Below are 23,285 nucleotides of genomic sequence, written 5' to 3'. Positions count from 1 at the left end.
CCGCGCAAATCGATATCGCGCAGGCGGCTCGCGCCGCTACGATCCAGCCAACAAAGACGCCACCCCGCAGTGGCAGTCCACCGATGCAGGAGACAAACACCATGCAGCGAACGAGGACGACGCCGCCCGAGCGCGGCGCCGCACGGCAGGGGGAACGCCTGATGTGGCTCACGCCGCATCGCGTGTTCTATGCCGGCCTGCTCGGCGCCGCCGCCGAGCGCACGATGGGGGGGCACGGCGTGTACGTGTCGCCCGCCGGCGCGCCGCCCAACCGCATCCGCATCGGCGGCGGGGCGTGGATGACCGGTGAATTCATCGTGGTGCCGCCGCACGTGCTGCACCAGGTGGAGAGCGCGCACCCGCTGATCTTCAACCTGCTGATCGAGTCGGAGTCGGTCGATCCCGCGCGCATGCCGGCCTTTTTGCAGCACTGCGGCCCGGTCGAGGCACCGGCCTTCGTGCAGCGCTTGCGAGAGGCCCATGCGCACCTGCTGGCGGCCTCGGCGCGCGGCATGAGCTTCGAGGGCTTCGACTTCGATGCGATGTTCTTCGGCGAAGCGCTGGCGCCGCGCGCGCTCGATGCGCGCATCCGCAAGGTGGCCGACGCCATCAACGCCGACCCCGCCACGCCGATGTCGGCCGAAGAGTGCGCTGCCTCGGTGCACCTGTCTTTCTCGCGCTTCCTGCACTTGTTCAAGCAGGAAACGGGCATGGCCTTTCGCGCCTTCCGCGCATGGAAGCGTGCGCGCAGCCTGCTGCGCTACGTGCAACAGGGCAGCACGCTGACCGACATCGCGCTCGACACCGGCTACCCCGACTCGACGCACTTCAGCCACTCGATCCGCCAGGTCTACGGCCTCAAGCCCAGCGACATCGTGGCCGGCTCGCGCCGCCTTGCGCTGCACGACGCGGCCGGCGGCTTCAGGCAGTAGGCGCGGCGCAGGGGCCCCATGCAGATCCTTCAACTCCTGCTGTCGGGCATTGCGCAAGGTTGCATCTACGGCCTGATCGCGCTGGGCTTCGTGCTGATCTACAAGGCCACCGAGACGGTGAGCTTCGCGCAGGGCGATCTGATGATGCTCGGTGCCTTCGGCGCGTTCGCCGGCATGTCGCTGTTCGGCATGCCGTTCTGGCTCGCGGCGATCTTCGCGGTGGTGGCGATGGCGGCCTTCGGTGTGCTGCTCGAACTGGTGGTGATACGGCCCATCCTCGGGCAGCCGCAGTTCTCCATCGTGATGCTGACCATCGGCATCGCCTACGTGGCGCGGGGGCTCATCACCATGGTGCCGGGCATCGGCACCGAAACCCACACGCTGGCCGTGCCCTACAAGGACCAGATCTGGAAGCTCGGTGAGCTGGTGGTCAACCTGGAGCAGCTGGCGATCATCATCGCCACGGCCATCCTGTGCGGGCTGCTGTTCGCGATGTTCCGCTACAGCAAGCTGGGCATCGCGATGCAGGCCTCGTCGCAGAACCAGCTGGCGGCCTACTACATGGGCATTCCGGTGAAGCGGCTCAATGGGCTGGTGTGGGGGCTCGCGGCAGCGGTCGCGGCCATTGCGGGCATGCTGCTGGCGCCCATCACCTTCGTGCACGCGAACATGGGCTTCATCGGGCTGAAGGCTTTTCCGGCGGCGGTGGTGGGGGGCTTCGGCAGCCTGCCGGGTGCCATCGTCGGCGGGCTGGTGATCGGCATCGTCGAGTCGTTCGCGGGCTTCTACCTGCCCGACGGTTTCAAGGACACGGCGCCGTACATCGTGGTGCTGCTGATGCTCATGATCAAGCCGAACGGTCTGTTCGGCGAGAAGCTGCGCAAGAAGGTGTAAGTCTCATATGCGCTTCATCTTCAAGACCAGCTATGACCAGGACATCCGGCTCGCGCGCCACGGTGGGCATGTGTTCTGGTATGGCTTGCTCATTGCGTTCCTCATCGTCGCGCCGTGGGTCATCGACGAGTACTGGCTGGCGCAGCTGACCTTCGTGCTGATCTACGGCATCGTCGGGTTGGGGCTGATGCTGCTGGCCGGCTTCACGGGGCAGTTTTCCATCGGGCATGCGGCGTTCCTCGGCACGGGTGCGTACACGCAGGGGGTGCTGACGAATCTCGGCGTGCCGTTTCCGCTGGCGCTGGTGGCGGCTGCTGCGTTGTCGGCGGCGGTGGGCGTGGTGGTCGCGCTGCCGGCGTTGCGCGTGAAGGGCATCTACCTCGGCATTGCGACGCTGTCGTTCGGCTTCATCGTCGAGGAAGTGTTCGCGCGGTGGGAGAGCGTGACGGGCGGCAATGCGGGGCTGCACGTGAAGTCGCCGCAGCTCTTCGGCTGGTCGCTGGGATCGGGCGACGGGTTCTACTTTCTGTGCCTGGTGGTGGCGGTGCTGAGCACGCTGGGCATCCTGAACCTGCTGCGCTCGCCGACGGGGCGGGCCTTCGTCGCGATTCGTGATTCGGAAATTTCGGCGCAGAGCATGGGCATTCACCTCGCGCGCTACAAGACGATGTCGTTCGCGATCTCGGCCGCGCTCGCGGGGCTGGGCGGGGCGTTGTATGCGCACAAGCTCAGCTTCATCTCGCCGGACCAGTTCAGCATCCTGCAGTCCATCGACCTGCTGCTGATGGTGGTGATCGGCGGGCTCGGTTCGGTGCACGGCGCGTTTCTGGGGGCGATCTTCCTGATCGCGATGCCGCAACTGATCTCCATTGGCAAGGACTGGCTGCCGGCGGTCATCGGCCAGGCGCCGGGCCTGCAGGGGCTGGTGTATGGCGTGGTGCTGATCGCCTTTGTGCTGTTCGAGCCGCTGGGGCTGTACGGACGCTGGCTGAAGATCCGCACCTGGCTGCAGCTCTTTCCGTTCTACCGCAGGGGGCTGTTCAAGCGGCAGAAGTCGTTCACCAAGTCGGACCGGTTGCGATGAACGGCGACATTCTTCTCTCCGCGAAAGAGCTGAGCGTGCGCTTCGGCGGTGTGCTGGCGGTCAACAAGGTGAGCTTCGACGTGCGGCGCGGCGAGGTGTTCACGCTGATCGGCCCGAACGGCGCGGGCAAGACGACGGTGTTCAACCTGATCAGCCGCATCTACACGCCGACCACGGGCGAGATCACGTGGCATGGCGAGGAGGGCGGCCCGATTGCGCTGACGCAGCAGGCGCCGCATGCGATTGCTGCGCTGGGCATTGCGCGTACTTTCCAGAACATCGAGTTGTTCGAGCACGCGACGGTGTTGCACAACCTGCTGATCGGTCGCCACACGCACCGGCAGACGGGGTTCTGGAGCGAGGTGTTCTTCACGCCCGCCACGCGGCGAGCAGAGATTGCTGCGCGCGAGAAGGCGGAGCAGGTGATCGAGCTGCTGGATCTTCAGCATCACCGCGATTCGATGGTGGCGGGGCTGCCCTACGGCGTTCGCAAGGTGGTGGAGCTGGCGCGTGCGTTGTGCACGGAGCCGAAGTTGCTGTTGCTCGATGAGCCGTCCTCCGGTCTGAATGTCGAAGAGACGGCGGACATGGCGTTCTGGATTCAGGACATCCAGCATGAGCTGGGTGTGTCGGTGCTGATGGTCGAGCACGACATGTCGCTTGTTTCCAAGGTGTCCGACCGGGTGCTTGCCATGAACATGGGGGAGGTGCTGGCTACAGGAACTCCCGGTGAGGTGCAGGCTGATCCGCGTGTTGTCGAGGCCTACCTTGGGACTGTGGACGACGTGAGCAGCTTGAGGAGGGTGGCGGCGTGAATGCTTCGTTCGTTGCCTCTTTGGGGACGCCCGGTGTGCGGTGCGGTGCGATCGCCCCCACTATGCCGGCCCTTCGGGCTCCCTTCCGGTGCTCGCTTTCCGCGGGGTCCCGCCCAAACTCGCTTCGCTCAAACAAGGGCGGGCCCTTGTCCGCGGAAAGCTGCGCTCCTCAGCGGCACAGAGGGGGCGCCCACACCGCACCGCACACCGGGCTTGGCCGGAGGTGGAAATGCACTGAGCGTGCCCACGGCGTTGGGGCCCCTGTCCCCCGCGGGCCGTTGAGGCACCGCCGAGCAGCGCAGCGACGGGCGGATCAGGGCTCGCAGCTGTTTGAGCGAAGCGAGTTCTGCGAGACCCCGCCCGTCGTGAGCAGCGCAGGGAAGCCCGAAGGGCCGGTGACGTCGGCCCGCGGGGGACAGGGGCTCCAACGCCGCTCCCCGGCCGAAGGGGCGAAAAAATGAGCGATGCCGTACTCCAGCTCCTCAACGTAGAGAGCGCCTACGGCCCCATCAAGGCCATCAGAGGCGTGAGCCTGAAAGTCCGTCAGGGCGAAATAGCAACCGTGCTCGGCTCCAACGGCGCAGGCAAGACAACGATCTTGAAGACCATCTCGGGAATCATCGACCCTCGCAAGGGCAGCATCGAATTCCAGGGCAAGGACATCACCGCCAAGGACCCGGCCTACATCGTCCAGCAGGGACTGAGCCACGTGCCCGAGGGCCGCGAAGTGTTTCCGCTGCTGTCGGTGAAGGACAACCTGCTGATGGGCGCCTACACCCGCAAGGACCGCGACGGCGTGGCGCGCGACATGGAGACGGTCTACACCTACTTCCCGATCCTGCGCGAACGGGCCACGCAGGACGCGGGCCTGCTGTCGGGTGGCCAGCAACAGATGCTGGCCATCTCGCGCGCGATCATGGCCGCGCCGCATCTCATTCTTCTGGACGAGCCCAGCCTCGGCCTGAGCCCGAAGCTGACGAAGGAGATCTTCGAGATCGTCGTGCGCATCAACCGCGAGCGTGGCACCACGATCTTGCTGGTCGAGCAGAACGCCAATATGGCGCTCAACGCGGCCGACCATGGCTACGTGCTGGAGAACGGCCGCATCGTGATGGAAGACTCCTGCGAGCGCCTGAGGGAGAAGGAAGACATCAAGGAGTTCTACCTCGGCGTGAAAGATGACGGCGTGCGCGGCGAGCGGCGCTGGAAGAAGAAAAAGACCTGGAGGTAGCCACCATGCAAGGACTCTGGGAACTCAACACATTCGAACCCCGGCTCGACATCGTCGTGCCCGGCGACACCATTCCCGCGATGTTCTGGAATGCCGTGAAGCAGCGCGGCGACAACATCTGGATGCGGCAGAAGGAGCTGGGCATCTGGCGCAGCTGGAGCTGGCACCAGACGGCCGACGCGGTGCGCGAGATCGCGGCCGGGCTGCAGGCCATCGGCTTTGCGCCGGGCGAGTGCGCGTCGATTTTGTCGAACACCGTCATCGAATGGGTGCTCGCCGACCTGGCCGTGCTCAGCTGCGGTGGTGTGTCCAACGGCATCTATCCGACCGACGCGGCTTCGCAGGTGCACTATCTTTGCGAAGACTCGCGCACCACCGTGCTCTTCGTTGAAGACGACGAGCAACTCGACAAGGCGCTCGAAGTGCGCGCCGGCCTGCCGGGCCTGCGCTGCGTGATCGTGTTCGACATGGAAGGCCTGCGCGACCTCGACGATGCGGCGGTGATGAGCCTCGACGCGCTGCGCACCCTCGGCCGCGCGCACCTGGCCGCAGATCCGCAGGCCGTCGAGCGCACGGTGGCCGCGTGCCGGCCCGAAGACCTCGCCATCCTCGTCTACACCTCGGGCACCACCGGCAAGCCCAAGGGCGCGATGCACAGCCATGCGGGGCTCGTGTACACCGCGCGCGGCTACAACACGCTCATCGCGCAGGACGAGCGGGACGAGCGCATGTGCTTCCTGCCGCTGTGCCACATCGCCGAGCGCATGGGCGGCGAGTACTTCGCGATGTATACCGGCTCGATCCTCAACTTTGTCGAGAACCCCGAGACGGTGCCCGAGAACGTGCGCGAGATCGCGCCCACCGTGTTCACGGCAGTGCCGCGCGTGTGGGAGAAGTTCTATTCGGGCGTGATGATCGCGCTGAAGGAGGCCAGCCCGCTGCAGCAGGCCGCCTACAAGTGGAGCATTGGCGTGGGCGAGGAGATCGCCAATCGCGTGCTGGCGGGCGAAGACGTCGGCCCGGTGCTGAAGTTCAAGTTCAGGCTGGCGCGCGTGCTGGCGCTGGACAACGCGCGCAAGCTCATCGGCATTCACCGGTCGCGCTTCCTGGTGACGGGCGCGGCGCCCATTTCGCCCGAGCTGGTCAAGTGGTACCTCGCGCTCGGCGTGCCGATGCTGGAGGTGTGGGGCATGACGGAGTCGTGCGGCGCTTCTACCGCCGTGCCGGCCACGCGCATCAAGCCGGGCTCGATCGGGCCGGCCACGGGCTACAACGAGGTGCGCATCGACGCTGCCACCAGCGAAATCCTGGTGCGCGGCCCCAATGTCTTCATGGGTTACCTCAACCTGCCCGAGAAGACCGCCGAGACCATCGACGCCGAAGGCTGGCTGCACACCGGCGACGTGGGCGTGATGGACGAGGACGGGTATTTCCGCATCACCGACCGGATGAAAGACATCATCATCACGGCGGGTGGGAAGAACGTGACGCCGAGCGAGCTGGAGAACGAGCTCAAGTTCAGCCTCTACATCACCGATGCCGTGGTCATCGGCGACAAGAAGCCCTACCTCACGGTGATCGTCATGATCGACCAGGAGAACGTCGAGAAGTTTGCGCAGGACCACGACGTGCCGTTCAGCAACTACGAGAGCCTGACGCGCACGAAGGAAGTGCAGGATTTGATCCAGGGCGAGATCGATCGCGTCAACGCCAGGTTCGCGCGTGTCGAGCAGATCAAGAAGTTCTTTCTGCTCGAAACGCAGCTCAGCGCCGAGGACGAGGAGCTCACGCCCACGATGAAGCTCAAGCGCAAGCTGGTGCAGACCAAGTACGCCGAGCGCATAGAAGCCATGTACCGGTGATTCGTTTTTTCCGTCAACCCGAGGAGACAACCGCATGAAGCTCAAGACACTGACGACGCTGGCCGTGCTGGGCCTGATCGCGACGCTTGCGTCCGCTCAGCAGCAGGGCGTGAGCAAGGACGAGATCCGCATCGGCACAATCCAGGACCTGTCGGGTCCGCTCGCGGGCTTTGGCAAGCAGGCGCGCAACGGCATGCAGCTGCGGGTGGACGAACTCAACGAGCAGGGCAGCCTCAACGGCCGCAAGCTCAAGCTGTTCGTCGAAGACTCGGGCTACGACCCGAAGAAGGCGGTGCTGGCTGCACAGAAGCTGGTGAACCAGGAAAAGATCTTCATCATGGCCGGCCACATCGGCACGGCGCAGAACATGGCGGCGATGCCGGTGCAGTTCGACAAGAACGTCGTCAACTTCATGCCCATTACCGCGGCGCGCGAAATGTACGAGCCGCTGAACCGGCTGAAGTATTCGTTCGCTGCCACCTACTACGACCAGATCCGCCTGGCCCTGCCGAAGATGATCAAGGACAAGGGCGCCAAGAAGGTCTGCACCATCTACCAGGACGACGAGTTCGGGCTCGAGGTGCAGCGCGGCGCAGAGGCGGGCCTGAAGGCCGCGAACATGGAGCTGGCCGAGAAAACCTCGTTCAAGCGCGGCGCCACCGACTTCAGCTCGCAGGTCGCGAAGATGAAGGCAGCCAACTGCGACCTCGTGGTGCTCGGCACCATCATCCGCGAGACCATCGGCACCGTGGGCGAGTCGCGCAAGACCGGCTTCAACCCGACCTTCCTGGGTTCGAGCGCGTCCTACACCGACCTGATCCACAAGCTGGGCGGCAAGGCGATGGACGGCGTCTACGCCACCATGACGGTGCAGAACCCCTACACGGACGAGCAGTCGCAGCCGCTGCGCTTCTGGGCCAACAAGTACAAGACCAAGTTCAACGAAGACCCGACGGTGTTCTCGGTGTACGGCTACGTGATCATCGATTCGTTCATCAAGGCGGCGACCAAGGCCGGCCCGAACCTCACGACCGACAGCTTCATCAAGGCCATGGACAGCATGACCTTCGAGCCCGACATGTTCGGCAGCCCGAAGAGCAGCTACACGGCCACCAAGCGCCTGGGCAACGACCAGTCACGCCTGTCGCAGATCAAAGACGGCAAGTGGGTCGTGGTTTCGGACTATGTGACACCATGACGGGACCATGCCCAATTACTGGTTGATGAAATCCGAGCCCGACGAGGTCTCGATCGACGATGCACTCGCCGCACCCGGCGCCACTGTGGCGTGGACCGGCGTGCGCAACTATCAGGCACGCAACTTCATGCGCGACGGCATGAAGGTCGGCGACGGCGTGCTGTTCTATCACTCGAGCTGCCCGGAGCCGGGCATTGCCGGCATTGCGCGAGTGGCCTCGGGCATCAAGCCCGATCCGACGCAGTTCGACGCGAAGTCGCCCTACTACGACGCAGGCTCGAAGAAGGACGATCCGCGCTGGCTGCTGGTGGACGTGCAGGCGGTGCGCAAGACGCGGCTGCTGGCGCTGCCCGAGTTGCGCGCCAGGCCCGAACTGGCCGAGCTGATCGTGCTGCGCAAGGGCAACCGGCTGTCGATTACGCCGGTAGAGTCGGCGCACTGGAAGATCATCGAGAAGATGCTGGCCTGACGGCTCAGCCGATCTTGTTCAGGATCGGGAACAGCTTGCCCAGGCCGTCGGCCATCACCTCGACCGCGAGCGCGGCGAGGATCAACCCCATCAGCCGCGTCATGATGTTGATGCCGGTCTTGCCGAGCACACGCGCGATCGGCTGCGCGAGCGAGAAGGCCAGGGCGGTGGCCAGCGCCACCACCACGCCATAGCCCACCAGAATTGCAAGCTCCCACAGGTGCTGCGCTTTGTCGGCGTAGATGACCACGGTGGAGATGGTGGCCGGGCCGGTGAGCAGCGGAATGGTGAGCGGCACCACCGCGATCGACGCGCCCATCGACGCCTTCACCTCGGTGGCGCGCAGCTCCTCGACGTTGGTCTTGCTCTCGGCCGGCTGGGCGTTGAGCATCGACAGCGAACTCATGAGCAGCAGCAGCCCGCCGCCAACCTGGAAGCTCGCGATGGAAATGCCGAAGAAGGACAGCAGCTGCAGGCCCAGCAGCGCGCTCACCGCGATGACCACGAACGCGCTGAAGGCCGACATGCGCACCGTGTGGCGGCGCTGCGCGTCGCTGTAGCCCTGCGTGTAGTGGATGAAGAAGGGCACGATGGCCAGCGGGTTGACGATGGCCACCAGCGTCACCAGCGGCTTGATCAGGTCCATGGAGGTGCTCATGGTCAGCGACCTCCGGTGACGTCGAGCAGGGCCATGGTGGTATAGCTGGCCTCGGGCGAGAGCAGCCACAGGATGGCGCCGGCAATCTCGTCGGCGCTGCCGGTGCGCTGCATGGGTACGGTGGGCGCGAGGTCGGAGGCGCGGTCGGGCATGCCGCCGGAGGCGTGGATCTCGGTGTCGATCAGGCCGGGGCGCACCGCGTTGACGCGGATGCCTTCGGCGGCCACTTCCTTGGCCAGGCCGATGGTGAAGGTGTCGATGGCGCCCTTGCTGGCGGCGTAGTCGACGTACTGGTCGGGCGAACCCAGCCGCGCAGCGCCGCTGGAAATGTTGACGATGGCGCCACCCGTGCCGCCGTACTTGGTGCTCATGCGCCGCACGGCCTCGCGCGCGCAGATGAAGCTGCCGATCACGTTGATGCGGAACATGCGCTCCAGCCGCGCCACGCTCATGTCGGCGACGCGCGCCTGCACGTCGACCACGCCGGCGTTGTTGACCAGCGCCGTGAGACGGCCGAACCTTGCGTCGACCTTCTGGAACATGGCTAGCACCTGCGCCTCGTCGCCCACATCGGCCTGCACCGCCATGGCGGCGCCGCCGTTTGCGCGGATGGTGCGCACCACCTCGTCGGCGGCCAGCGAATTGCTGGCGTAGTTGACGGCCACCGCATAGCCGCGCTGCGCGGCGAGCAGGGCGGTGGCGGCGCCGATGCCGCGGCCGCCGCCCGTGATCAAGAGCACCTGGTCCAAAACCTACCTCCTGCAGAGAAACTGCGTGTCAGTTAAAACCGTCGGCTTGGATTACATCATTGGGGCACGCGCATGAGCACCAGCAAGACGATTGACTACTACTTTGCGCCACAGAGCCCGTGGACCTATCTGGGGCATTCCCGCTTTGCGGCGATTGCTGCGGCCGCGGGCGCCACGGTGCGCGTGCGGCCCATCGACATGGGCAGCGTGTTTCCTGTGTCCGGCGGGTTGCCGCTGGGCAAGCGCGCGCCGCAGCGGCAGGCCTATCGGCTGGTCGACCTCGCGCGCTATTCGAGCTATCTCGGCCTGCCGCTGAACGTCAAGCCGAAGTTCTTCCCGGTGGCCAGCGACGACGCGGCGCGGGTCATCATCGCGGTCGACATGCACGACGGCACCGAGGCTGCCATGCGCATGTGCGAGGCGGTGTTCGCGGCCGTGTGGGTGCAGGAGCGCAACATCGGCGACCCGAAGGTGCTCGATTCGCTGATCGTCGAGTGCGGGCTGTCGCCCAAGCGTGGCGAGCAGTCGCTGAGCCAGGCGGTCCAGGAGCGCTACGAGGCCTACACGCAGGAGGCCATCGACATCCAGGTGTTCGGTGCGCCCAGCTACGTGATCGACGGCGAAATTTTCTGGGGGCAGGACCGTCTCGACTTCGTCGAACGGGCGCTGCGCCCATAACCCGGCACTTACTTATTTGCCATCAAGGAGCAAGACAACATGGGTCAATTCATCGATCTCAAGGCCAAGGACGGCTTCACCTTCCCCGCCTACGTGGCCGAACCGGCGGGCAAGCCGCGCGGCGCGGTGGTCGTGGTGCAGGAAATCTTCGGCGTGAACTCGCACATCCGCTCGGTGGCCGACGGCTATGCGGCCGAGGGCTACCTGGCCGTGGCGCCGTCGACCTTCCAGCGCGTCAAGCCGGACGTGGAACTGGGCTACTCGGACGACGACATGAAGAACGGCTTCGGCCTGAAGACCGCTGTCGAGGCGCTGCCGGCGCCGGGCGTGCTGCAGGACATCGAGGCGTCGATCGCCTACGCGTCGAAGGCTGGCAAGGTCGGCATCGTGGGCTACTGCTGGGGCGGCCTGCTGGTGTGGCGCTCGGCGGCGCTGCTGCCGGGCCTGGCTGCTGCCGCGCCTTACTACGGCGGCGGCATGACCTCGCCGGAAGAAACGGCGCGTCAGCCCAAGGTGCCGGTGCTCGCGCACTTCGGCAACCAGGATCACTGGATTCCGCTGGACACCATCGAGTCGTTCAAGAAGGCGCATCCGGAGGTGGAAGTGCATGTGTATCCGGTCGGCCACGGTTTCAACTGCGACCAGCGCGGCTCGTACAACGCCGACGCGGCCAAGCTGGCGCGCGAGCGCACGCTGGCCTTCTTTGCGAAGCACCTCGGCTGAGTCTGGCGCTCGCTCTTCAATGAAAAAACCCGGCACTGCCGGGTTTTTTCATTTCATGAATGGCTCGGCTTGCGTGCCGTGGCGCCCGGGCCGACCCGGGTCTGAAGGAAGTCGAGCAGCGCGCGCAATGCAGCGCTGTTGTGGCGCCGCTGCAGGTAGGCGGCCGAAAACCACACGTCCTTGCGCGCGTAATCCTGCAGCACGGGCACCAGCTCGCCGTGGTCGAGGTGCGATTGCACGAGGATCGACGGCAGGTAGATCACGCCGAATCCATGCATGGCCACGCGGATCAGCGGCGCGCCTTCGGTGCAGTCCATGCGGCTTTTCACCGGTACGTCGATCGGCGTGCCGTTGTCGTCGAAGCGCCACGCGGGCTGCTGGCCCTGCGCCGAGAACGTGAGCGCGTCGTGGCCCGACAGGTCGCGCGGATGCTCGGGCTTGCCGTGCTTCTTCCAGTAGACCGGCGAGGCGCAGACCACCATGTTCATGAGCCGCAGCTTGCGCACGATCAGGTTCGCGTCCTCGATGGGGCCGCTGCGCAGTTCGACGTCGATGCCTTCCTCGGCGAGGTCGACGGCCCGGTTGGTCAGCTGCAGGCTGATCGTCACGTCGGGGTAGTAGCGCATGAAGTCGGCCAGCAGGTTCGGAAACTCGCCGCTGCCCATGCCGTGCGGGGCCGAGATGCGCAGCCGCCCGCCGGGCTGGCTGGCGCGGTCCTGCAGCTCGGACTGGGTCAGTTCGACCATCTCTAGCATCGGGGTGCTGCGGTCCAGCAGCAGCTGGCCGGCATCGGTGAGGCTCACGGAACGGGTGGAGCGGTTGAGAAGACGCACGCCGAAGCGGGTTTCCAGCTCGGCCACATACTTGCTGACAGTGGCCTTCGACATGTCGAGCCTCTTGGCTGCCTGGGAAAAACTGCCGTGCGAGGCGACTTCCCGGAAGGTTCTGATCAGATCGAGACTGTCCATGTGAATGAGTCCATTGTTTCCGTTTTGGGAACGCGATGGTTCGATTCTCCCGGGTTTTTCCTAACCAGCTTGGGCGACACTTCGGTTACTCGCCGACGTCGCCAGCCCGGTTGGACCGTTGGAAGGAACTGAAATGAAGACCCCGAACATCATTGCCGCTGCCGTCCTGTTGCTGCTCGCCGCCTCCGGCGCGCAGGCGCAGGGTGCCCAACAGGGCTTCGAGCCGGTGCAGCCGCTCAGGGCCGTCACCAGTCGCAGCGATGTGGTGGCCGGCGCCGATGCTGCGGCGCGCGGTGGCAATGTCTACGGCGACGTCGTGGCGGCGCCGCTGGTCTCGCGGCCGAGTTCGCTCGACCGGGCGTCGGTCCGCGCCGAGGCCGTGGCCGCCGCCCACGCGCCGAACCAGAACCTGGACCGCCGCGCCTTCGTCAACAGCGAAGTGCCGCCGCAGTTCCAAGCCTCGCAGCGATAAGCCGGAAGTCTTCTCCTGCAAGGCCGGGCCGGTGCAAACCGGGCCCGGCTTTTTTCTGCTGGCATGCCTTGATGTCGGCATTGTTTCAATAGAGGAAACACCGTGTCTCTGAACAGAGTGTTTTGGCATGGCAGTTCGCCCGGAAACTCGCCGCACAGGCAAGCGAACCAGCAAGCCTGGTGGACGAACCATCCAACGAACATCCTAGGAGAACTGAATATGAAGACCTCGCAAATCCTCGCCGCTGCCGCCCTGACCCTGCTGGCTGCCGTTGGCGCCCAAGCCGAAACGTACCAAGGCGTGAACACCGCCGTCTCGACCAAGAGCCGTGACGAAGTCAACGCCGAAGCCGTGCGCGCCGCATCGGCTCCGAACCAGAACGTGACCCGCGGTTCGCGCGGCCCGGAAACGGTTGCCGTGTCGAAGGACCGCGCAATCGTCCAAGCCGAAGCCGTTCGCACCTCCTACGCTCCCGACCAGAACGTGACTGGCGGCTCGCGCGTCAACAGCCGCGTCATCTCGACCATGCAAAACCCGATGGACGCTCGCGTTCAGGCCGAACAAGGTTCGGGCGCTGTCGCCAAGTAATTGAAGCGGTCCCTCGGGGCCGTCGAAATGCAAAAGGGCCACGCGAAAGCGTGGCCCTTTTTCTTTGGTTGGCGATTCCGGTATCAGCGCGTACGCGCGAGATAGCGCTTGCGCCAGAAGATCAGCACCAGCACCACCGCGATGACCAGCATCGACGTCATCGCGATCCAGAAGCCGTCTGCCTTGTGCACCAGCGGGATGAATTCGAAGTTCATGCCGAAGATGCCCGCGATGAGGTTCAGCGGCAGGAACACGGCGGTGAGCACCGTCAGCACCCGCATGATGTCGTTGGCGCGGTGGCCCTGGACGCTGAAGTGCATCTGCACTGCAGTCTCGGCGTTCTGCTCCAGCCGGTGCACGTGGTGCACCACGCGCTCGATGTGCTCGAGCACGTCGCGGCTGCGGATCATGATGAGCTCGCGCTCGCGCTGCTCCGTCTCGCCCTTGGGCACGGGGAGCGTTTCAAGCGAGTCGATCCAGTCCTGCATGGCGGCGCGCTGGTCTTCGCAGATCTCGTCCAGGTGGTGCAGCGACTGGCGCGCCTCCATCAGCGCACCCCAGTTGGTGAAGCGGCTGCGTGGGTCGATCAGCTCGGTCTGCCAGTGATCGAGCTGCTTGGTGAGTTCGCGCCGCAGGTCGAGGTAGCCGTCGACGATCTGGTTGATGACGCGCAGCATCAGGTCCGAAGGGCTGGTTGGCAGGCGGGCCGAGGTGGCGCGCACGTCGAGCGCAGGGGCGCCGCGGTCGTCGGGCGAGGCAGCCGCCAGCAGGCGCGTGGCGAAGGCGTCGCGCACCGCGCCGTCTTCCGGGTGCACCGACAGCAGCACGCGGTCGAACACCGCGAAGCCGACCGGGCGGGTGTCGACTCGACGCAGCACGGGCGGGCCGCTGCGGGACAAGGGCGGGGCCTCGCTGCCATTGCCCTTGCCGTTGCCCAGCGCCGCCTGGCCCTGTCCGTTGGCCAGCCGCCGGAACACCAGCACGTCGTACTGCGAGGTGTAGTCGTAGTGGGAGGGCAACTGGTCGTTGAGCAGGTCGGCCACGTGCAGGTCGACCAGTTGCGTGAGGCACAGCGTCTGCAGGATCTGCTGCACCTCGGCCAGCGAAGCCCGGAATTCCTCGCGTGTGAGCGAGATCCACAGGTAGCCGCCGGTGCCGCACGCGCCCGGTACGGTGAGGGGTGCCAGTGCGGCGTGCTCGCTGACCTGCGAGCGGTTGACTTCGAAGATGCGCATGCCGGCGCTGTTACTTCTGCAGCAGCCGCGCGGCGTCGAGCGCGAAATAGGTCAGCACGCCATCGGCGCCGGCGCGCTTGAAGGCCAGCAGGCTTTCGAGCACCACGGCGTCGTGGTCGAGCCAGCCGTTCTGGGCGGCGGCCTTGAGCATCGCGTATTCGCCGCTCACCTGGTAGGCGAAGGTCGGAACATGGAACTGGTCCTTCACGCGGCGCACGATGTCGAGGTAGGGCATGCCGGGCTTCACCATCACCATGTCGGCGCCTTCGGCGATGTCGATGGCGACTTCGCGCAGGGCCTCGTCGCTGTTGCCGGGGTCCATCTGGTAGACCTTCTTGTTGCTCTTGCCGAGTGTGGCGGCCGAGCCCACGGCGTCGCGGAAGGGGCCGTAGAAGGCGCTGGCGTACTTGGCGCTGTAGGCCATGATGCGCGTGTGAATGTCGCCGCGGGCTTCGAGCGCGGTGCGGATGGCGCCGATGCGGCCGTCCATCATGTCACTCGGCGCCACAATGTCCACGCCGGCCCGTGATTGTGTGAGCGCCTGCTTCACAAGCACTCCGACGGTCGCGTCGTTGAGGATGTAGCCGGTGTCGTCGAGCAGGCCGTCCTGGCCGTGGCTGGTGTAGGGGTCGAGGGCAACGTCGGTCATCACGCCCAGTTCGGGGAAGCGCGCCTTGAGGGCGGCCACCACGCGGGGAATCAGCCCGTCGGGGTTGAAGGCTTCGCGGCCATCGGGTGTCTTGAGGCTGGCGTCGATCACCGGGAACAGCGCCATCACCGGGATGCCGACCGCCACGCACTGCTCGGCCACGGGCAGCAACAGGTCGAGGCTCAGGCGGTCCACGCCGGGCATCGAGGGGACGGCATCGCGACGTTTCTCGCCTTCCTGAACGAACACCGGGTAGATCAGGTCGTTGACCGTCAGGGCGTGTTCTCGAACCAGATTGCGGGTGAAAGCGTCGCGGCGCAGGCGCCGCGGCCGCCCGGCGGGGAACATGGCCGGAGGGGAAGATGATGACGTCATATATACAAAATTGTGCCTGAAGCGATCTTTCACAGACCTTCTCTCCGAGTGTCCAGTTGTCTGACAACTACGGAAATTCGTAGAACCAAGGTACTCAAATTTTTGCTTCAAATGTCAAAGAAAGTGCCTCAGTCGCTTGAAACCTTGTTTCGTCTTTGTTAAATTCTGAAGCGGGCGGCTTGCCGCTCCCCGCTTTTCCTCCCTGAGCGGGTGCCTTGATGTGTGACAGCAAAAGGGCTTCCCAGCCCGACGTGAAGACGTCGGGCTTTTTTTTGCCCGTCGTACAGGGGCATCGCCGCAAAAGAGGGGTCGGCGAGAGGGGCGCCACTAAACTGCCGCCATGCTCTGGGTCAAATCTCTTCACATCGTCTTCGTTGCAAGCTGGTTCGCGGGGTTGTTCTACCTGCCCCGGATCTTTGTCAATCTGGCGATGGTGCCGCCCGAGTCGGTGGCCGAGCGGGAGCGGCTGCTGTTGATGGCACGCAAGCTCATGCGATTCACGACTTTCCTGGCGGTTCCCGCGCTTGGCTTCGGCCTGTGGCTCTGGCTGGGTTATGGCATCGGGCGCGGCCCGGGCAACGGGTGGATGCACGCCAAGCTGGCGCTGGTGCTGGTGGCCATCGGCTATCACCACGGCTGCGGCGTGCTGCTGCGCCGTTTCGCGGCGGGCGAGAACCGGCGCAACGACCGCTGGTTCCGCTGGTTCAACGAGCTGCCGGTGCTGCTGCTGCTGGGCATCGTGATCCTGGTGGTCGTCAAGCCGTTCTGAGCCCGGTGCACACGGTGGAGAGGCCGCACAAGTCCGCCGCGCTCCCCCTGGCGCTCGCGTACGCGGCGCTGATCGTCTACGCCAGTCTCTATCCGTTCGCCGACTGGCGCGACCAGGGGATCGCGCCGTGGGCCTACTTGTCGGCGCCCTGGCCCAAGTACTGGACGGGCTTCGATTTCGCCATCAATGTGGTGGGCTACGTGCCCTTCGGCTTCCTGTGCGCCCTGGCGGTGCTGCGCACGCGCCCGGCCACCAGCGTCTGGCATGCGGTGCTGCGCGCCACCGTGGCGGGGGCGGCAATCTCGTTCGCCATGGAGACGCTGCAGAGCTACCTGCCCGCGCGCATTCCCTCCAACGTGGACCTGGGGTTCAACACGACGGGTGCGGTCCTTGGTGCCGTGCTGGCGGCGGGGCTGGAGCGGCTGGGCGCGGTTGCGCACTGGAGCCGCGCGCGTTCGCAGTGGTTCACCGAGGACTCGCGCGGCGCGCTGGTGCTGCTCGCGCTGTGGCCTTTTGCGCTGCTGTTCCCGGCGGCCGTCACCTTCGGGCTGGGGCAGGTGTTCGAGCGGCTCGAAGTGGCGATCTCCGAGTGGCTGCTCGACACGCCCTTCATCGACTGGCTGCCGCTGCGGCAGTTCGAGCTCGAGCCGCTGGTGCCGGCGGTGGAACTGCTGTGCGTGATGCTCGGCGCGCTGGTGCCGTGCCTGCTGGGCTATCTGGTGGCGCGCTCCGTGGTCCAGCGCGCGGTGCTGCTGCCGCTGACGCTGCTGGCCGGCATCGCGGCCTCGGCGCTGTCGGCGGCATTGAGCTATGGGCCCGAGCACGCATGGGCGTGGCTGGGCCTGCCTGTGCAGGTCGGCATGGCCGCGGCGTTCTTTGCTGGCGTGCTGTTGCTGTTCGCGCCGCGCCGCTTGTGTGCGGCGCTGCTGCTGGTGGGGCTCGTGCTGCAGCTGAGCTTGCTGAACCAGGCGCCCGAGAGCGCGTACTTCGCGCAGACGCTGGCCACCTGGGAGCAGGGGCGCTTCATCCGCTTCCACGGGCTGGCGCAGTGGCTGGGCTGGACCTGGCCCTTCGCGGTACTGGCGTATGTGGTGGTCGCTCTGTCGCGCCGGGGCCGGCCCAATGCCGCTGCGACGGCCTGAACGTTTGAAGGTATCGACACGGGGCTAAGGGGCGGTCACTAAAATCTGCCGATGCCCAGCTCCTCCCCCGCCGCGCCGTCCGGCTATTACGGCCGCCACATCTTCTTCTGCCTCAACGAGCGCAAGAACGGCGAAGACTCCTGCTCCATGCACAACGCGCAGGAAGGCTTCGACCGCTGCAAGGCGAAGGTCAAGGAGGCGGGGCTATCCGAGCCCGGCAAGGTGCGCGTCAACAAGGCCGGCTGCCTCGACCGTTGCGCGGGCGGGCCGGTGGCTGTGGTGTACCCCGAGGCCGTCTGGTACACCTTCGTCGATGGCGATGACATCGACGAGATCGTCGAGTCGCACTTGAAGAACGGCCAGGTCGTCGAGCGGCTGCTGCTGCCTCCCGATGTCGGACGCTGAACTTTTCCGCCGACCCTCCGCTCGTACCTTGCGCCAATGAATTCCCAGACCGAAAAGATCAGCCTCCAGGGCGCCGCCGGCGCAATCGAGGTTCAGCGCGACCAGCCTGCCGGCACCCCGCGCGGCATCGCGGTAATCGCCCATCCCCACCCGCTGTTCGGCGGCACGATGGACAACAAGGTGGTGCAGACGCTGGCACGCGCATTCGTCGCCAGCGGGTGGACCACGGTGCGCTTCAACTTCCGCGGCGTGGGCGCCAGCGAAGGCGTGCACGACGAAGGGCGTGGCGAGCTGGAAGACATGCTGAATGTCGTCGGCCAGCTCGCGCCCGAGGGGCCGCTGGCGATCGCCGGATTTTCGTTTGGCGCGTTCGTTGCGACCGGTGCCGCCGCAAAGCTCTGGACCGAACGCGACATCCGCCAGATCGTGCTGGTAGGCACGGCCGCCGCGCGCAACACCGTGGCCACGCTGCCGGCCGAGGCGCACGAGCGCATGCTGGTGGTTCATGGCGAAGCCGACGACACCGTGCCGCTGTCCGCCGTGATGGACTGGGCGCGGCCGCAGTCACTTCCTGTCACAGTCGTCCCCGGGGGCGGCCACTTCTTTCACGGACAATTGCCGCTGCTCAAAAGTCTCGTGGTCCGCCATCTGCGCGCGGACATCGCTTGAAAGCCTCGCAGGCTTGTTTTCGTCTCTTTCCAAACTCCCCATGAATCGTTTTCTTGGCGCGCTCCGCGCGCTGGTCTTTACCGCCGCCGCATCCGTCAGCCTGATCGCCGCCGCCCAGGTGCCGGCTCCGCCTGAAATCGCCGCGCGCAGCTACCTGCTGCTTGACGTGACCGCGAACCAGATCCTGGCCCAGAAGGACATCGACAGCCCGGTCGAGCCGGCTTCGCTCACGAAGCTGATGTCTGCCTACCTGGTGTTCGATGCGCTGCGCACCAAGAAGATCACGCTGACCCAGACGCTGCCGGTCAGCCCGCGCGCCTGGAAGATGCCCGGTTCGCGCATGTTCATCGACCCCAAGATGCAGGTGCCGGTGGAAGACCTGATCAAGGGCCTGATCGTGCAGTCGGGCAACGACGCCACGGTGGCGCTGGCCGAAGGCGTGGGCGGCACGGTCGAGCACTTCGTCGAGATGATGAATGCCCAGGCCAAGGCGCTGGGCATGAAGAACACGAGCTACAAGAACCCCGAAGGCCTGACGGCGCCCGGCCACACCACCACGGCTCGTGACCTGAGCATTCTGGCGACCCGCCTGGTGCGCGACTTCCCCGAGGAAGCCAAGTACTACGCGATCAAGAAGTACCGCTACCCGGGCACTCCGTCGACCAACGACACCAATCGCAATCTGCTGCTGTTCCGCGACCCGACCGTCGACGGCCTGAAGACCGGGCACACCGAGGCGGCCGGCTACTGCATGATCGCCACCGCCAAGCGCGATTTCCCCAACCTGACCGGCGGCCGCCGCCTGCTGTCGATCGTGCTGGGAACCACGGGCGAGACCGTGCGCGCCAACGAGTCGCAGAAGCTGCTGAACTGGGGTTACACGGCCTACGACGCCGTTCGCCTGTTCGACGCCGGCCAGCCGGCCGCCACCCCGGCCGTCTGGAAGGGCAAGGCGAACACGCTGAAGCTGGGCCGCCCGGAAGCCATCGTGGTCGCGGTGCCCGCCGGCACCGCCAGCAAGATCAAGACGCAGGTGTCGCGCCCCGATCCGCTGGTGGCGCCGTTCACCAAGTACCAGGCCGTCGGTTCGCTCAAGGTCACCCTGGACGACCAGCCGGTCGCCGACGTGCCCCTGGTCGCCCTGGAAGCCGTCGAGCAGGCAGGGATATTCGGCCGCGCATGGGATGCCGTGCGGCTCTGGATCAAGTAAATCCGAAGGGGTGGCAAGGCGGTTGGCAGCTCTCCGCTGCGGCTGACCTTGCCGTTTCAGACTCGTTTGCTATACTCGTGGGCTTTTCGGAAATTTCCGAAGGGTTTCACGTTTTCGTTATTCCCGGCTTCCTTGCCTTGCGTCACGTCAAGGACCAAGGGCGGTTTTGCAACCAGGGCCGGGTTGTTTTGGGACTAATTCATTCATGCCAACCATCAATCAACTGGTGCGTCAGGGTCGAACGGTCGAAAAGATCAATTCGAAGAGCCCTGCCATGCAGAACTCGCCGCAACGTCGCGGTGTCTGCACCCGCGTCTACACCACGACGCCCAAGAAGCCCAACTCGGCGCTTCGTAAAGTTGCCAAGGTCCGTCTGACCAATGGCTTCGAAGTCATCTCCTACATCGGCGGCGAAGGCCACAACCTCCAGGAACACAGCGTCGTGCTGGTTCGCGGCGGTCGTGTCAAGGACTTGCCCGGTGTGCGTTACCACATCGTGCGCGGTTCGCTCGACCTGCAAGGCGTGAAAGACCGCAAGCAGTCGCGTTCCAAGTACGGCGCGAAGCGTCCCAAGAAGGCTTAAGCCTTCCTGTCGTCAAAAAACAAACGGTGTTCGGTTGCCTTGGCGGGCACATCGAACGAAGTGACCCACTGTCGGGTCGAGTAAGTGAGAGTCCTGACTGGCTCTCGCGGTGCCGGAAACGGTGCCAACTGAAGCAAAGAGGTTAGAAAAATGCCACGTCGTCGCGAAGTCCCCAAACGTGAAATCCTGCCGGATCCCAAGTACGGCAATGTCGAGCTGTCCAAATTCATGAACGTGATCATGGAAGGCGGCAAGAAGGCGATCGCCGAGCGCATCATTTACGGTGCTCTCGACTTCATCGAAAAGAAGAACCCGGACAAGGACCCCCTCGAAGCTTTCACCGTTGCCATCAACAACGTGAAGCCGATGGTCGAAGTGAAGTCGCGCCGCGTTGGCGGTGCGAACTATCAGGTGCCGGTCGAAGTCCGCCCTGTCCGTCGCCTCGCCCTGTCGATGCGCTGGATCAAGGAAGCTGCCCGCAAGCGCGGTGAAAAGTCGATGGCCCTGCGTCTGGCCAACGAACTCATGGAAGCTACGGAAGGCCGTGGCGGCGCCATGAAGAAGCGCGACGAAGTGCACCGCATGGCGGAAGCCAACCGGGCGTTCAGCCACTTCCGCTTCTAAAAATCAAACTTCGCTTGGGCGTTGGGTGCTGAGTGTCGGGTGTTGTGCCCGTGCTCGGGGCCCAGCGCTCAACGCATTTCAACCCGAAAGTAAATCATGTCCCGCAAGACCCCCATCGAGCGCTACCGCAACATCGGCATCTCCGCGCACATCGACGCTGGCAAGACCACGACGACCGAACGTATCCTGTTCTACACCGGTGTGAACCACAAGATCGGTGAAGTGCATGACGGCGCCGCCACGATGGACTGGATGGAGCAAGAGCAAGAGCGCGGTATCACGATCACGTCCGCTGCCACCACCTGCTTCTGGAAGGGCATGGCTGGCAAGTTCGACGAACACCGCATCAACATCATCGACACCCCCGGCCACGTGGACTTCACCATTGAAGTCGAGCGGTCGATGCGCGTGCTGGACGGCGCCGTCATGGTGTACGACGCCGTCGGCGGCGTGCAGCCCCAGTCGGAAACCGTCTGGCGCCAGGCCAACAAGTACAAGGTTCCGCGTCTCGCGTTCGTCAACAAGATGGACCGCACCGGCGCCGACTTCCTGCGCGTGCGCCAGATGATGGTGGACCGCCTGAAGGCCAACCCCGTCGTGATCCAGATCCCGATCGGTGCCGAAGAGCACTTCCAGGGCATCGTCGACCTCGTGAAGATGAAGGCGATCATCTGGGACGAAGACAAGGGCGTGACGTTCCAGTACGGCGAGATCCCCGCCAACCTGGTCGATGTCTGCAACGAATACCGCGAAAAGCTCGTCGAAGCGGCTGCCGAAGCCAGCGAAGAGCTGATGAACAAGTACCTCGAAGGCGGCGAGCTGAGCGAGGAAGAAATCAAGAAGGCCATTCGCCAGCGCACCATCGCCGGCGAAATCCAGCCGATGCTGTGCGGCTCGGCCTTCAAGAACAAGGGCGTGCAAGCCATGCTCGACGCCGTCGTCGAATACATGCCCGCACCGACCGACATTCCCCCGGTCAACGGCCTGGACGAAGACGAAGCGCCTGTCATCCGCAAGGCTGACGACAACGAGAAGTTCTCGGCCCTGGCATTCAAGCTGATGACCGACCCGTTCGTGGGCCAGTTGACCTTCGTGCGCGTCTACTCCGGCGTGCTGACCAAGGGCGACAGCGTCTACAACCCGGTTCGCGGCAAGAAGGAACGTATCGGCCGTATCGTGCAGATGCACGCCAACAACCGCGAAGAAGTCAACGAAATCCGCGCTGGCGACATCGCTGCCTGCGTGGGCCTGAAGGAAGTCACCACGGGCGAAACCCTGTGCGACCCGACGGCGATCGTGACGCTTGAGCGTATGGTGTTCCCGGAATCGGTGATCTCGCAGGCCGTCGAGCCGAAGACCAAGGCCGACCAGGAAAAGATGGGCATCGCCCTGCAACGCCTGGCTCAGGAAGACCCCTCGTTCCGCGTCAAGACCGACGAAGAATCGGGCCAGACCATCATCGCCGGCATGGGCGAGCTCCACCTTGAAATCATCGTGGACCGCATGAAGCGCGAATTCGGCGTGGAAGCCAACGTGGGCAAGCCGCAAGTGGCTTACCGCGAAACGATCCGCAAGACCGTCGAAGAAGCCGAAGGCAAGTTCGTTCGCCAGTCGGGCGGCAAGGGCCAGTACGGTCACGTCATCCTGAAGCTCGAGCCGCAAGAGGCTGGCAAGGGCTTCGAGTTCGTCGACGCCATCAAGGGCGGTGTGGTTCCTCGCGAATACATCCCCGCGGTGGAAAAGGGCGTCGTGGAAGCGCTGACGCAAGGCGTGCTGGCGGGCTATCCCGTCGTGGACGTCAAGGTCACGCTGCACTTCGGTTCGTACCACGACGTGGACTCGAATGAAATGGCGTTCAAGATGGCCGCGATCTTCGGCTTCAAGGAAGGCGCCCGCAAGGCCAACCCCGTGATCCTCGAGCCGATGATGGCCGTGGAAGTCGAAACGCCTGAAGACTACGCCGGCAACGTGATGGGCGACCTGTCGTCCCGCCGCGGCATGGTGCAGGGCATGGACGACATGGTCGGTGGCGGCAAGGCCATCAAGGCCGAAGTGCCGCTGTCGGAAATGTTCGGCTACTCGACCACGCTGCGCTCGATGTCGCAAGGCCGCGCAACGTACACGATGGAGTTCAAGCACTACGCCGAAGCTCCCCGTAACGTCGCCGAAGCCATCGTGGCCGCCCGCGCCAAGTAAGTATTCAATTTCGAATCTGTCTGCGACCGTGTGCCCCTCGCTGCCCGTGGCGAGGGAACCAGCAATGCGGTGCAGACATAAAACCCAATCACGGGCACTGCTCTTTC

Annotated in this window: 25 protein-coding genes; 20 read left to right on the top strand and 5 right to left on the bottom strand. The window is 65.0% G+C overall.

The window, feature by feature from the left end; genetic code table 11:
• The first annotated feature begins 101 nt into the window (after positions 1 to 101).
• From ACN9MV_RS30225 to ACN9MV_RS30190, 8 genes are all read left to right on the top strand, one after another.
• Positions 102 to 932 (top strand): helix-turn-helix domain-containing protein, encoded by an 831-nt coding sequence (locus ACN9MV_RS30225; RefSeq protein ID WP_093058737.1) that lies wholly within the window; start codon positions 102 to 104, stop codon positions 930 to 932.
• Between the two features lie 18 nt (positions 933 to 950).
• Positions 951 to 1,826: a branched-chain amino acid ABC transporter permease gene (locus tag ACN9MV_RS30220; protein ID WP_093058707.1), complete on the top strand. Its 876-nt coding sequence runs from the start codon at positions 951 to 953 to the stop codon at positions 1,824 to 1,826.
• 7 nt (positions 1,827 to 1,833) lie between these two features.
• The gene (locus ACN9MV_RS30215) at positions 1,834 to 2,910 is read left to right on the top strand and encodes a branched-chain amino acid ABC transporter permease (protein WP_093058708.1); all 1,077 of its coding nucleotides are present in this window, start codon (positions 1,834 to 1,836) and stop codon (positions 2,908 to 2,910) included.
• A complete protein-coding gene (locus ACN9MV_RS30210; protein ID WP_426390651.1) occupies positions 2,907 to 3,725 on the top strand; it encodes an ABC transporter ATP-binding protein in 819 nt (272 codons plus the stop codon). Before ACN9MV_RS30215 ends, ACN9MV_RS30210 begins: the two co-directional genes overlap by 4 nt.
• A gap of 457 nt (positions 3,726 to 4,182) precedes the next feature.
• The gene (locus ACN9MV_RS30205; protein WP_093058710.1) at positions 4,183 to 4,956 is read left to right on the top strand and encodes an ABC transporter ATP-binding protein; all 774 of its coding nucleotides are present in this window, start codon (positions 4,183 to 4,185) and stop codon (positions 4,954 to 4,956) included.
• A 5-nt stretch (positions 4,957 to 4,961) separates the two neighbouring features.
• A complete protein-coding gene (locus ACN9MV_RS30200) occupies positions 4,962 to 6,818 on the top strand; it encodes an AMP-dependent synthetase/ligase (RefSeq protein WP_093058711.1) in 1,857 nt (618 codons plus the stop codon).
• A 34-nt stretch (positions 6,819 to 6,852) separates the two neighbouring features.
• The gene (locus tag ACN9MV_RS30195) at positions 6,853 to 8,016 is read left to right on the top strand and encodes an ABC transporter substrate-binding protein (RefSeq protein ID WP_426390650.1); all 1,164 of its coding nucleotides are present in this window, start codon (positions 6,853 to 6,855) and stop codon (positions 8,014 to 8,016) included.
• Positions 8,017 to 8,023: 7 nt separating this feature from the next.
• Complete coding sequence (locus ACN9MV_RS30190; protein WP_093058713.1) at positions 8,024 to 8,485, top strand: EVE domain-containing protein; 462 nt, start codon at positions 8,024 to 8,026, stop codon at positions 8,483 to 8,485.
• A gap of 4 nt (positions 8,486 to 8,489) precedes the next feature.
• Here ACN9MV_RS30190 and ACN9MV_RS30185 read toward each other — a convergent pair whose 3' ends face one another.
• Positions 8,490 to 9,143, bottom strand: a complete 654-nt coding sequence (locus ACN9MV_RS30185) for a MarC family protein (protein WP_093058714.1) — start codon at positions 9,141 to 9,143, stop codon at positions 8,490 to 8,492.
• A gap of 2 nt (positions 9,144 to 9,145) precedes the next feature.
• Positions 9,146 to 9,892, bottom strand: coding sequence for an SDR family oxidoreductase (locus tag ACN9MV_RS30180; protein ID WP_093058715.1), 747 nt, complete (start codon positions 9,890 to 9,892; stop codon positions 9,146 to 9,148).
• Between the two features lie 72 nt (positions 9,893 to 9,964).
• Here ACN9MV_RS30180 and ACN9MV_RS30175 point away from each other — a divergent pair, with 72 nt between their 5' ends.
• Together ACN9MV_RS30175 and ACN9MV_RS30170 are read left to right on the top strand one after the other, a co-directional pair.
• Positions 9,965 to 10,570 carry a 2-hydroxychromene-2-carboxylate isomerase gene (locus tag ACN9MV_RS30175; protein ID WP_093058716.1) on the top strand — a complete coding sequence of 202 codons (606 nt, stop codon included), beginning with the start codon at positions 9,965 to 9,967 and terminating at the stop codon, positions 10,568 to 10,570.
• A 39-nt stretch (positions 10,571 to 10,609) separates the two neighbouring features.
• On the top strand, positions 10,610 to 11,293 hold the full coding sequence (locus ACN9MV_RS30170; protein ID WP_426390649.1) for a dienelactone hydrolase family protein: 684 nt from the start codon (positions 10,610 to 10,612) through the stop codon (positions 11,291 to 11,293).
• Between the two features lie 53 nt (positions 11,294 to 11,346).
• On the opposite strand, the gene ACN9MV_RS30165 is transcribed toward ACN9MV_RS30170, so the two are convergent.
• On the bottom strand, positions 11,347 to 12,261 hold the full coding sequence (locus ACN9MV_RS30165) for a LysR family transcriptional regulator (RefSeq protein ID WP_093058718.1): 915 nt from the start codon (positions 12,259 to 12,261) through the stop codon (positions 11,347 to 11,349).
• Positions 12,262 to 12,394: 133 nt separating this feature from the next.
• Here ACN9MV_RS30165 and ACN9MV_RS30160 point away from each other — a divergent pair, with 133 nt between their 5' ends.
• Positions 12,395 to 12,733, top strand: coding sequence for an alpha/beta hydrolase (locus ACN9MV_RS30160; RefSeq protein WP_426390648.1), 339 nt, complete (start codon positions 12,395 to 12,397; stop codon positions 12,731 to 12,733).
• Between the two features lie 219 nt (positions 12,734 to 12,952).
• On the top strand, positions 12,953 to 13,321 hold the full coding sequence (locus tag ACN9MV_RS30155; RefSeq protein WP_093058720.1) for a DUF4148 domain-containing protein: 369 nt from the start codon (positions 12,953 to 12,955) through the stop codon (positions 13,319 to 13,321).
• Positions 13,322 to 13,404: 83 nt separating this feature from the next.
• On the opposite strand, the gene ACN9MV_RS30150 is transcribed toward ACN9MV_RS30155, so the two are convergent.
• Together ACN9MV_RS30150 and hemB are read right to left on the bottom strand one after the other, a co-directional pair.
• Positions 13,405 to 14,556, bottom strand: coding sequence for a magnesium transporter CorA family protein (locus ACN9MV_RS30150; RefSeq protein WP_426390647.1), 1,152 nt, complete (start codon positions 14,554 to 14,556; stop codon positions 13,405 to 13,407).
• 10 nt (positions 14,557 to 14,566) lie between these two features.
• Entirely contained in the window at positions 14,567 to 15,553 is a 987-nt protein-coding gene (gene hemB / locus ACN9MV_RS30145; protein WP_426390646.1) for a porphobilinogen synthase, read from the bottom strand.
• 367 nt (positions 15,554 to 15,920) lie between these two features.
• On the opposite strand from hemB, the gene ACN9MV_RS30140 reads away from it, so the two are divergent.
• From ACN9MV_RS30140 to fusA, 8 genes are all read left to right on the top strand, one after another.
• Complete coding sequence (locus ACN9MV_RS30140) at positions 15,921 to 16,349, top strand: CopD family protein (RefSeq protein WP_426390645.1); 429 nt, start codon at positions 15,921 to 15,923, stop codon at positions 16,347 to 16,349.
• Positions 16,350 to 16,363: 14 nt separating this feature from the next.
• Positions 16,364 to 17,491, top strand: a complete 1,128-nt coding sequence (locus ACN9MV_RS30135; protein ID WP_093081091.1) for a VanZ family protein — start codon at positions 16,364 to 16,366, stop codon at positions 17,489 to 17,491.
• 51 nt (positions 17,492 to 17,542) lie between these two features.
• Complete coding sequence (locus ACN9MV_RS30130) at positions 17,543 to 17,896, top strand: (2Fe-2S) ferredoxin domain-containing protein (protein ID WP_426390644.1); 354 nt, start codon at positions 17,543 to 17,545, stop codon at positions 17,894 to 17,896.
• 36 nt (positions 17,897 to 17,932) lie between these two features.
• Positions 17,933 to 18,565: an alpha/beta hydrolase gene (locus tag ACN9MV_RS30125; RefSeq protein WP_093058725.1), complete on the top strand. Its 633-nt coding sequence runs from the start codon at positions 17,933 to 17,935 to the stop codon at positions 18,563 to 18,565.
• A 40-nt stretch (positions 18,566 to 18,605) separates the two neighbouring features.
• The gene (locus ACN9MV_RS30120; RefSeq protein ID WP_093058726.1) at positions 18,606 to 19,775 is read left to right on the top strand and encodes a D-alanyl-D-alanine carboxypeptidase family protein; all 1,170 of its coding nucleotides are present in this window, start codon (positions 18,606 to 18,608) and stop codon (positions 19,773 to 19,775) included.
• Between the two features lie 205 nt (positions 19,776 to 19,980).
• Entirely contained in the window at positions 19,981 to 20,358 is a 378-nt protein-coding gene (rpsL, locus tag ACN9MV_RS30115) for a 30S ribosomal protein S12 (protein ID WP_013543948.1), read from the top strand.
• A gap of 150 nt (positions 20,359 to 20,508) precedes the next feature.
• Entirely contained in the window at positions 20,509 to 20,982 is a 474-nt protein-coding gene (rpsG, locus tag ACN9MV_RS30110) for a 30S ribosomal protein S7 (protein WP_013543947.1), read from the top strand.
• Positions 20,983 to 21,078: 96 nt separating this feature from the next.
• Positions 21,079 to 23,178: an elongation factor G gene (gene fusA / locus ACN9MV_RS30105; protein WP_093058727.1), complete on the top strand. Its 2,100-nt coding sequence runs from the start codon at positions 21,079 to 21,081 to the stop codon at positions 23,176 to 23,178.
• Positions 23,179 to 23,285 lie beyond the last annotated feature (107 nt).

Source organism: Variovorax sp. R-27 (assembly GCF_049913215.1).
Classification (GTDB): domain Bacteria; phylum Pseudomonadota; class Gammaproteobacteria; order Burkholderiales; family Burkholderiaceae_C; genus Variovorax.
Note: the sequence above shows the minus strand (reverse complement) of the source record. Positions and strands in the feature narration are given on the sequence as shown.

Bases quoted from the DNA above. Each gene is read 5' to 3' on its own strand.
- ACN9MV_RS30225 (WP_093058737.1), top strand. From the start codon at position 102: ATGCAGCGAACGAGGACGACGCCGCCCGAGCGCGGCGCCGCACGGCAG.
- ACN9MV_RS30220 (WP_093058707.1), top strand. From the start codon at position 951: ATGCAGATCCTTCAACTCCTGCTGTCGGGCATTGCGCAAGGTTGCATC.
- ACN9MV_RS30215 (WP_093058708.1), top strand. From the start codon at position 1,834: ATGCGCTTCATCTTCAAGACCAGCTATGACCAGGACATCCGGCTCGCG.
- ACN9MV_RS30210 (WP_426390651.1), top strand. From the start codon at position 2,907: ATGAACGGCGACATTCTTCTCTCCGCGAAAGAGCTGAGCGTGCGCTTC.
- ACN9MV_RS30205 (WP_093058710.1), top strand. From the start codon at position 4,183: ATGAGCGATGCCGTACTCCAGCTCCTCAACGTAGAGAGCGCCTACGGC.
- ACN9MV_RS30200 (WP_093058711.1), top strand. From the start codon at position 4,962: ATGCAAGGACTCTGGGAACTCAACACATTCGAACCCCGGCTCGACATC.
- ACN9MV_RS30195 (WP_426390650.1), top strand. From the start codon at position 6,853: ATGAAGCTCAAGACACTGACGACGCTGGCCGTGCTGGGCCTGATCGCG.
- ACN9MV_RS30190 (WP_093058713.1), top strand. From the start codon at position 8,024: ATGCCCAATTACTGGTTGATGAAATCCGAGCCCGACGAGGTCTCGATC.
- ACN9MV_RS30185 (WP_093058714.1), bottom strand. From the start codon at position 9,143: ATGAGCACCTCCATGGACCTGATCAAGCCGCTGGTGACGCTGGTGGCC.
- ACN9MV_RS30175 (WP_093058716.1), top strand. From the start codon at position 9,965: ATGAGCACCAGCAAGACGATTGACTACTACTTTGCGCCACAGAGCCCG.
- ACN9MV_RS30170 (WP_426390649.1), top strand. From the start codon at position 10,610: ATGGGTCAATTCATCGATCTCAAGGCCAAGGACGGCTTCACCTTCCCC.
- ACN9MV_RS30165 (WP_093058718.1), bottom strand. From the start codon at position 12,261: ATGGACAGTCTCGATCTGATCAGAACCTTCCGGGAAGTCGCCTCGCAC.
- ACN9MV_RS30160 (WP_426390648.1), top strand. From the start codon at position 12,395: ATGAAGACCCCGAACATCATTGCCGCTGCCGTCCTGTTGCTGCTCGCC.
- ACN9MV_RS30155 (WP_093058720.1), top strand. From the start codon at position 12,953: ATGAAGACCTCGCAAATCCTCGCCGCTGCCGCCCTGACCCTGCTGGCT.
- ACN9MV_RS30150 (WP_426390647.1), bottom strand. From the start codon at position 14,556: ATGCGCATCTTCGAAGTCAACCGCTCGCAGGTCAGCGAGCACGCCGCA.
- hemB (WP_426390646.1), bottom strand. From the start codon at position 15,553: ATGTTCCCCGCCGGGCGGCCGCGGCGCCTGCGCCGCGACGCTTTCACC.
- ACN9MV_RS30140 (WP_426390645.1), top strand. From the start codon at position 15,921: ATGCTCTGGGTCAAATCTCTTCACATCGTCTTCGTTGCAAGCTGGTTC.
- ACN9MV_RS30130 (WP_426390644.1), top strand. From the start codon at position 17,543: ATGCCCAGCTCCTCCCCCGCCGCGCCGTCCGGCTATTACGGCCGCCAC.
- ACN9MV_RS30125 (WP_093058725.1), top strand. From the start codon at position 17,933: ATGAATTCCCAGACCGAAAAGATCAGCCTCCAGGGCGCCGCCGGCGCA.
- ACN9MV_RS30120 (WP_093058726.1), top strand. From the start codon at position 18,606: ATGAATCGTTTTCTTGGCGCGCTCCGCGCGCTGGTCTTTACCGCCGCC.
- rpsL (WP_013543948.1), top strand. From the start codon at position 19,981: ATGCCAACCATCAATCAACTGGTGCGTCAGGGTCGAACGGTCGAAAAG.
- rpsG (WP_013543947.1), top strand. From the start codon at position 20,509: ATGCCACGTCGTCGCGAAGTCCCCAAACGTGAAATCCTGCCGGATCCC.
- fusA (WP_093058727.1), top strand. From the start codon at position 21,079: ATGTCCCGCAAGACCCCCATCGAGCGCTACCGCAACATCGGCATCTCC.